Consider the following 6481-nt stretch of genomic DNA (forward strand, 5'->3'; position numbering starts at 1 on the left):
CCATAACCTTGGGGCAAGCTCACAAGGTATGTTTCCTAAAATATTTTTCTAGTTAATCTGCAGAGAATCAAATCCTTAATTAGGGATTGAATTTTTTATATAAAATTATCAAAATTAAGAGTAACATTTTATCGAAACAAAACATAAACGATATATAAACAAAATATAAATCAATACTATTATGAAAAAACTAAGCCTATTTATCCTACTTGTCGCTACAATTTTTATTTCTTGTTCAAAAGATGACGATGCTTCTGACACAGTTGAAATTACAGAAACAAATCTTATCGGCAAATGGCAATTAACTAAAATTGAAGAAGATGGGAAAGAAATTAAATTAGATACTTGTGAGGATAAAGATATTTCACAATTTTCTATAGCAGAGGATGGAAATAAATTAGCAATATTTATTGAGAATGTTGAAAACAATGGGGTATGTAAATCTTATACGAGTACAGATTACACTTGGGAACTATCTGGCAACAAATTTTCTACTTCTATTTTAGGAAATGCTAATAGGAATTACGAAGACTTTTACACAATAATAGAGTTAAGTAAAACCATATTAAAACTTGAATCAAAGGAAACTTACAAAGACGATCAGGGTAATGAAAAGACTTCAGTTTATATTGAAACATTTACCTATGTCGGAAAACCTGATATTGAACCAAGTACATCTGCTAACATAAACGAAACTAAGCTAATAGGAAAATGGTATTATCTAAGTTCTACAGAAAACGGAGTCTTATTGGAATCAGATAAATGTGATTTGATGGATACTATGGAGTTTAGCGCTGATCACAAAGGAAAAAGTGCTGCTTTTTTCACTAACACAACCACTATCAATGGACAAACTACAAACACTTGTAAGCTGGATAGGGAATCTGTATTTGACTGGAATCTAAATGGCAACCAACTTACCACGACCTATAGTTCAGATGTTCCTGAAACATATACCGTTCTGGAAATAAATTCTACTACTTTAAAAATTGAATTTGCAAGAGAGGATATAAATCAAAATGGCACTGTTACAAAAAATATTTATGTAGATACTTACAAAAAAATATAAGTCACTTTTCTTTATCCAATAAAAACGAGGGTGTCTAAAAAGTCAGACACCCTCTTTTTTTATTATGAATACTTCAAAAAACCGACTCTAAAAGAAGGTTTTACTGAAAGAAATAAAGTTTTTTTTAGAAAATACTACAAATAATTCAGCTTAATTTTATCAAAAATTACTTTTTAGACAGCCTCGTTTTTGTTATATCTGCAAACCTCCTATTTTCTGAAATTTCAGTAATTATACCATTTACATTTTAAGTTTACCGCAATAAAACACCCTTTTTCCCTTTCTATTTCATCATAAAATGAAACCGTAACTAAGACTATGCTTTAATTTTCTAATTCATAAAAAGAAAAAAATCATTACTTTCTTTTACGGTAAATCCAAAGTATAATTGGTATTACTTGACCCGGAGTCCTTTTAAACAGAATAATTTTCTGTTTAATCCATAGTACTCTTCTAGTTAACATTACTAGAAATGAGAACTAATTTATTTTCAATCTCCCCAAATATCCTTTATGGGAAAATAGTTTTCTGAATATTTTATCTAAAAACCGTTCTTGTTTTAATGGAGCTCTATCATCTTCACTAGCCTGTGTAATAGTAAAATTCAGGATATCACCTTTATCATTAATGATAATAATATGAAGCTTGAACCCGTAAAACCATCCCATTGTAGACTTCCCTATATTGGCTATCCCTTTAAATACTTTATTACGTTTAATACGTTTGTTTTTGTAAACTCTGATAGGGGTTGAATCTACAAAAGAAATCCCGGTACAATCCCCCAAACGGCAAGTCTTCAAAAACAGAGTCATAGGCATCAGGTTTCTTTACTTCAGTTCTGTGAATCTATTATAGGAAATTGTTTTAGAAAATTCCTCTTTCATGTGTTCTTGGACATAGTAGATATAGAAGTGTTTAAAAGTTCTAAATCTCCCAGATAAAAAATACTGTAATAGTTATAATTTCGCTCATAGATATTACTGATGGGCGTTTTGCTGGGTTGCCAAGCAGTGACTTATCAGCTATTTGGTCATATTCCTTACAAAATTCGTTAATAACACAAAATATTTCTGTAATTTTAAAGTGCAGTATCACAGATAGGTTTTTAGATTAAAAAATTGAAATTCAGTACTTTAATTTACTAAAAATTTATCTTTTTTGCTGTTAAAAACCCGCTAAATATTAATCGACTCAGGTTATAAATGTTTTCCTGAAATTTTATCCTTAATACCTTTATTATTATGAAAAAACTAAATCTACTTATTCTTGTCTTTGCTACTATTTTTATAGCCTGTAATAAAGACGATGACACATCAAAGGAAGAAACGTCTAATTTAATCGGTGTCTGGGAACTTACTTATAGAAAGGAAAATAACAACACCTCTCCCAATACTCTAGATAATTGCGAAAAAACATCTACTATAGAATTCAAATCTGACAATACCTATACAGAAAAAACTTTTGTTGAAATATCCAGTAACTGTGTAAGTGATGGTGAATTTGCTGGTTCATGGTTAGAGTCTGGTAATCAATTAACCCTTAATTTTATTGAAAATGGGGAAAACACAATAAACACTTCAAAGTTTAACATCTTAAATGATGAGCTTACTTTAACTTTTGATGAAATAACAGAAAAATACAAAAAGAAATAAGGATTGTATTTTAACATCTATAACACACCACTTTGTATCTTAGTACCTTTTGTTGGCTATCTTAGTTACATCATAGTTATAATAATAAGATTCATAAATTGGTTGAGACCAATATGCATTATAATATATAGTCGCTACTCTTTCGTGACCAACACCTGTGGCTATATAATCAATAGAAGATTCCAGATAATATTTACCGGGTTTCATTTTATTAAAAGTAAAGTTACCATACTCATCTGTTTGGGCCTCTAGCCTATATCTAAACACTTCCGGGCGCAAAATAATATTCGCTCTGGGGTTTTGATATTTGAGATTATACCATTCTGAAAAATAGCTGGTATACGGAAACAAAACTACTGTTTGCTTTTTTCCATAATATTTTGTTTTGGTAATAATAGAACCTTCTGCATGAAACAAGACTCCTCGTATAGTAGAATTGCCCTCTTGTAAACGATTTTTAGCATCTTCTTCATCAAAAAACACCTGAGGAAAAAAATATTTCCCATTGGTTCCTTGAGTATACACATAAAAATTACATACAATAGATTGTAAAATAATTAATCTCATTTATAGTTTTTATTATGTTGTTAATTTTAAAATGTTAGTTTTTTTTTCTTGGGTTTTAATATCATTCTTAAAATTTTCACCCAAATACTCCAAGTGCTTTCCTTATTATGCAATGTAAAATGATTTTCTACCTTATCAAAAGCGTCTTCTATGTAACAATCATGCAGCCATCTAATAGCAATTATCCATTTTAAATAAGCAAAACCATCAACATTCATATTAATTATATGTTTGATTTTTGTGATGTTTTTATCTATTTCTATTATTTTAAATTCGTGAAAACCATCAAATCCTTTGGGTTTGGTGAACTTAAATTTAATACATTTTCCTTTTTCATATTTTTGAACATTATACCCTATTGGACCATGACCTCCTTTTGATCCAACTTGAAGCCCTTTATCCAAGATCATTGGAGACCACTTGTTTGTTGCCAAAACCATATCGTTTTTTGAAGACAGAGTTTCTAACAACTCTTCTAACCTTGCCTTGGGTTGGCTAATAATTCTTTCATGTATATTTATTACTTTCATTTTTTAGCATATAAATTAAAAAAATAGTGTTCAAATAATGATAAAAAAAGATATCCTACTCTTATGATTCCTTAGCATCTATCTGTTTTTTTGCCCAAACAAATACCGATTGGTATTTGTTTGAGCAAAAAAAATTAAGCTTTAAGCGTATTTACAACAATAGCATCAATTACATCTAAAACATTATTCAGGCAAATTACATCATCTTGTAAAAGAGCCATAAAAATACCTCCTTCTATGATCGCAAAAAAATTCTGAGCATAGACTTTTGCATCTATATTACTTCGTATTTCTTTATTTTCAATTCCGTCTTCAATTATTGTTGCCAATCCAGAAATTAACCTTTCCACTACTTTTTTGGAAGCATCCCATAATCTCGGGTTGTTATATTTGGCATCTACTCCAACATTTAAAACAGGGCAACCTCCTATTTTTTTTGCCAAATAAAAATAGTTGCGGTAATAATTTGTTAATACAGATAATTTCTTAATTGTATTCGTTTCTTTCTCTAATTCAATTTGTAAAGGCCATATTGCTTTTCTTACATTTAATTTAAAAGATTGCAATGCTAACTCTTCTTTATTTTTAAAATTACAATATAGTGCTCCTTTTGTTAGATTTGTTGCTTTGGTAATATCAGAAAGAGTTGTTCCTACATATCCTTTTTTATTAAAAATTGGTGATACTTTTTCAAGAATATACTCTGAGGTGGTCTCCATCTTCAATTTGATTTATACAAATATAATAAAAAAAGCCGATCAAATACCAATTGGTATTTGATCGGCTTTTACAAAACCAGAGATGTAATCTTTTATATCTGTAACCCTCGTATTTTTTGAAATTTTAGTAGTGCATTGCCATCTGTTAAGCTCGCTACATAATTACATATACCAATAAGGCGGGTATATAAATCTTCATTTTTATAATCAAAATTACTTCCTTCTGCCCTAAGAATTAACTTATCATAATTAGAGCTTATATCCTCATTAAAATTATCTGTAGCTACACAATATCTATCCAAAAGAGTTGCAAGAATCTCATATCCTGCAATTTCTTTTTCGGTAACTTCTTTACTTTGATAAATCTTATCGATACTTATTTTGATAATATCATTAATCTGTGCTTCGTATTTACTTTTATCTATTAATGCAATATTAAAAGTACCTGATAATATTTCTTTTTCATTTGCGATAAAAACACTTGCTGCTTCTTGTATTAACGTATTTATAGCCAAAGATCTAAGATAACTCAGCCTATCTGCTGTAGTAACCAAATTATTATATTTTGAGGTATTGATAGAGTCTTTAACCAGTTTAATCAAATATTCGAGAGCATACTCCTCTTCGATCCATCCCAGATTAATCCCGTCTTCAAAATCAATAATAGTATAACATATATCATCTGCCGCTTCTACCAAAAAGGTTAATGGATGTCGGCTATAAGTATACTCATTCCCTATTTTATATGATAACAATCCAACTTCTTCTGCTACTTCTTTAAAAAAAGAAATATCATTTTGAAAATACCCAAATTTTTTATGTGCTATATGTTTTGTTGGTTTTTTGGGTAAGGACTCTTTTGGGTATTTCATAAAAGCTCCTAGTGTAGCATAAGATAATCGCAGACCTCCTTCGATTCCTTTTCGGGATTCAGTAAGGATTTTAAACCCGTTGGCGTTTCCTTCAAAATCAATTAAATCTTGATACTGTTTTGCTGTTAATTGTTCTTTATACCGGTTACCTCTACCTGTTTTAAAATACTCTCCTATGGCTTTTTCTCCAGAGTGTCCAAAAGGGGGGTTTCCTATATCGTGTGCTAATGCCGCTGCAGCTACTATAGCTCCAAAATCATTAAACTTATATCCATAAACTGCTGCCAGATGCGGGTGTTTTTCCAAAATTTGTTTTCCTACTACTCTGCCCAAAGAACGTCCCACCACAGAAACCTCCAGACTATGAGTTAATCGGGTATGCACAAAACTAGTTTTGGATAGGGGAATAACTTGTGTTTTATCTTGTAAGCTCCTGAATGCCGAGGAGAATATTATACGATCATAATCTACTTCAAAACCTAATCGGGTCTCATCTTGCTCTTTACGTAATCTCTTATTTTTATCTCCTTGTCGCTTTAAGGACAGGAGTTGCTCCCAGTTCATCATAATGTATATTTACAATTTGCGCAAAAGAATAAAAACAGTGATTATTTTATGCTCCCCTTGGATTTATAAAAAAAACACTGTCATATTGGTATAATAACCAACTCTCGATTTATTTCGAGAATTCGTCCAAAAATAATAAAAAAGGGAAGCATCTGTAAAGAAAACTTCCCCTTTTACCTTATATAAACCGAGGTCTAAGACCCACACATTAAACAATCATCTCCTTGCGCTTCTTTAGATTGTGCTATAATTGCACGAAGTTCTTCTGGAGTAAGCGCAGTTCCTTCTACTGCAACAGGTTCTGGTTTTGGCTCTGCTTTAACAGCTTGAGCTTCCATAACTTGCGCAGCGGCTACAGCTACTTTTTCTGGCTGTGGTGCTTCTTTATTTTCACTTTTAAGTGTAAATTTAATGGCATCTACGGCAGATTTTGTTCTTAAATAGTACATTCCTGTTTTTAAACCGCTTTTCCATGCATAAAAATGCATCGAGGTTAGTTTTGCCA

The 6481-nt window shown here is 30.8% G+C and carries 6 protein-coding genes and 2 pseudogenes; 2 read left to right on the forward strand and 6 right to left on the reverse strand.

Annotated elements, in window-relative coordinates:
* Positions 1–181: 181 nt before the first annotated feature.
* A complete protein-coding gene (locus tag ACZIYX_RS16920; RefSeq protein WP_462683435.1) occupies positions 182–1069 on the forward strand; it encodes a lipocalin-like domain-containing protein in 888 nt (295 codons plus the stop codon).
* 494 nt (positions 1070–1563) lie between these two features.
* Here the strand turns inward: ACZIYX_RS16920 and ACZIYX_RS16925 are convergent.
* Positions 1564–2164: pseudogene (locus ACZIYX_RS16925) on the reverse strand (IS982 family transposase); the annotation flags it as partial.
* Between the two features lie 146 nt (positions 2165–2310).
* Here ACZIYX_RS16925 and ACZIYX_RS16930 point away from each other — a divergent pair.
* Positions 2311–2721 (forward strand): lipocalin family protein, encoded by a 411-nt coding sequence (locus ACZIYX_RS16930; protein ID WP_462683436.1) that lies wholly within the window; start codon positions 2311–2313, stop codon positions 2719–2721.
* A 39-nt stretch (positions 2722–2760) separates the two neighbouring features.
* On the opposite strand, the gene ACZIYX_RS16935 is transcribed toward ACZIYX_RS16930, so the two are convergent.
* The 5 genes and pseudogenes from ACZIYX_RS16935 to ACZIYX_RS16955 form a co-directional block, all read right to left on the reverse strand.
* On the reverse strand, positions 2761–3288 hold the full coding sequence (locus tag ACZIYX_RS16935; RefSeq protein ID WP_462683437.1) for a hypothetical protein: 528 nt from the start codon (positions 3286–3288) through the stop codon (positions 2761–2763).
* 26 nt (positions 3289–3314) lie between these two features.
* Positions 3315–3818 (reverse strand): hypothetical protein, encoded by a 504-nt coding sequence (locus ACZIYX_RS16940; protein ID WP_462683438.1) that lies wholly within the window; start codon positions 3816–3818, stop codon positions 3315–3317.
* A gap of 134 nt (positions 3819–3952) precedes the next feature.
* Positions 3953–4537, reverse strand: coding sequence for a TetR/AcrR family transcriptional regulator (locus tag ACZIYX_RS16945; RefSeq protein ID WP_462683439.1), 585 nt, complete (start codon positions 4535–4537; stop codon positions 3953–3955).
* A gap of 92 nt (positions 4538–4629) precedes the next feature.
* Entirely contained in the window at positions 4630–5973 is a 1344-nt protein-coding gene (gene dgt, locus ACZIYX_RS16950; RefSeq protein WP_462683442.1) for a dGTP triphosphohydrolase, read from the reverse strand.
* 197 nt (positions 5974–6170) lie between these two features.
* Positions 6171–6481, reverse strand: a pseudogene (locus tag ACZIYX_RS16955) (ribonucleoside-diphosphate reductase subunit alpha); the annotation flags it as partial.

Source organism: Aquimarina sp., from assembly GCF_977115655.1.

Coding starts and splice junctions, on each gene's coding strand:
- dgt (WP_462683442.1), bottom strand. CDS start 5,973: ATGAACTGGGAGCAACTCCTGTCCTTAAAGCGACAAGGAGATAAAAAT.
- ACZIYX_RS16920 (WP_462683435.1), top strand. CDS start 182: ATGAAAAAACTAAGCCTATTTATCCTACTTGTCGCTACAATTTTTATT.
- ACZIYX_RS16930 (WP_462683436.1), top strand. CDS start 2,311: ATGAAAAAACTAAATCTACTTATTCTTGTCTTTGCTACTATTTTTATA.
- ACZIYX_RS16945 (WP_462683439.1), bottom strand. CDS start 4,537: ATGGAGACCACCTCAGAGTATATTCTTGAAAAAGTATCACCAATTTTT.
- ACZIYX_RS16940 (WP_462683438.1), bottom strand. CDS start 3,818: ATGAAAGTAATAAATATACATGAAAGAATTATTAGCCAACCCAAGGCA.
- ACZIYX_RS16935 (WP_462683437.1), bottom strand. CDS start 3,288: ATGAGATTAATTATTTTACAATCTATTGTATGTAATTTTTATGTGTAT.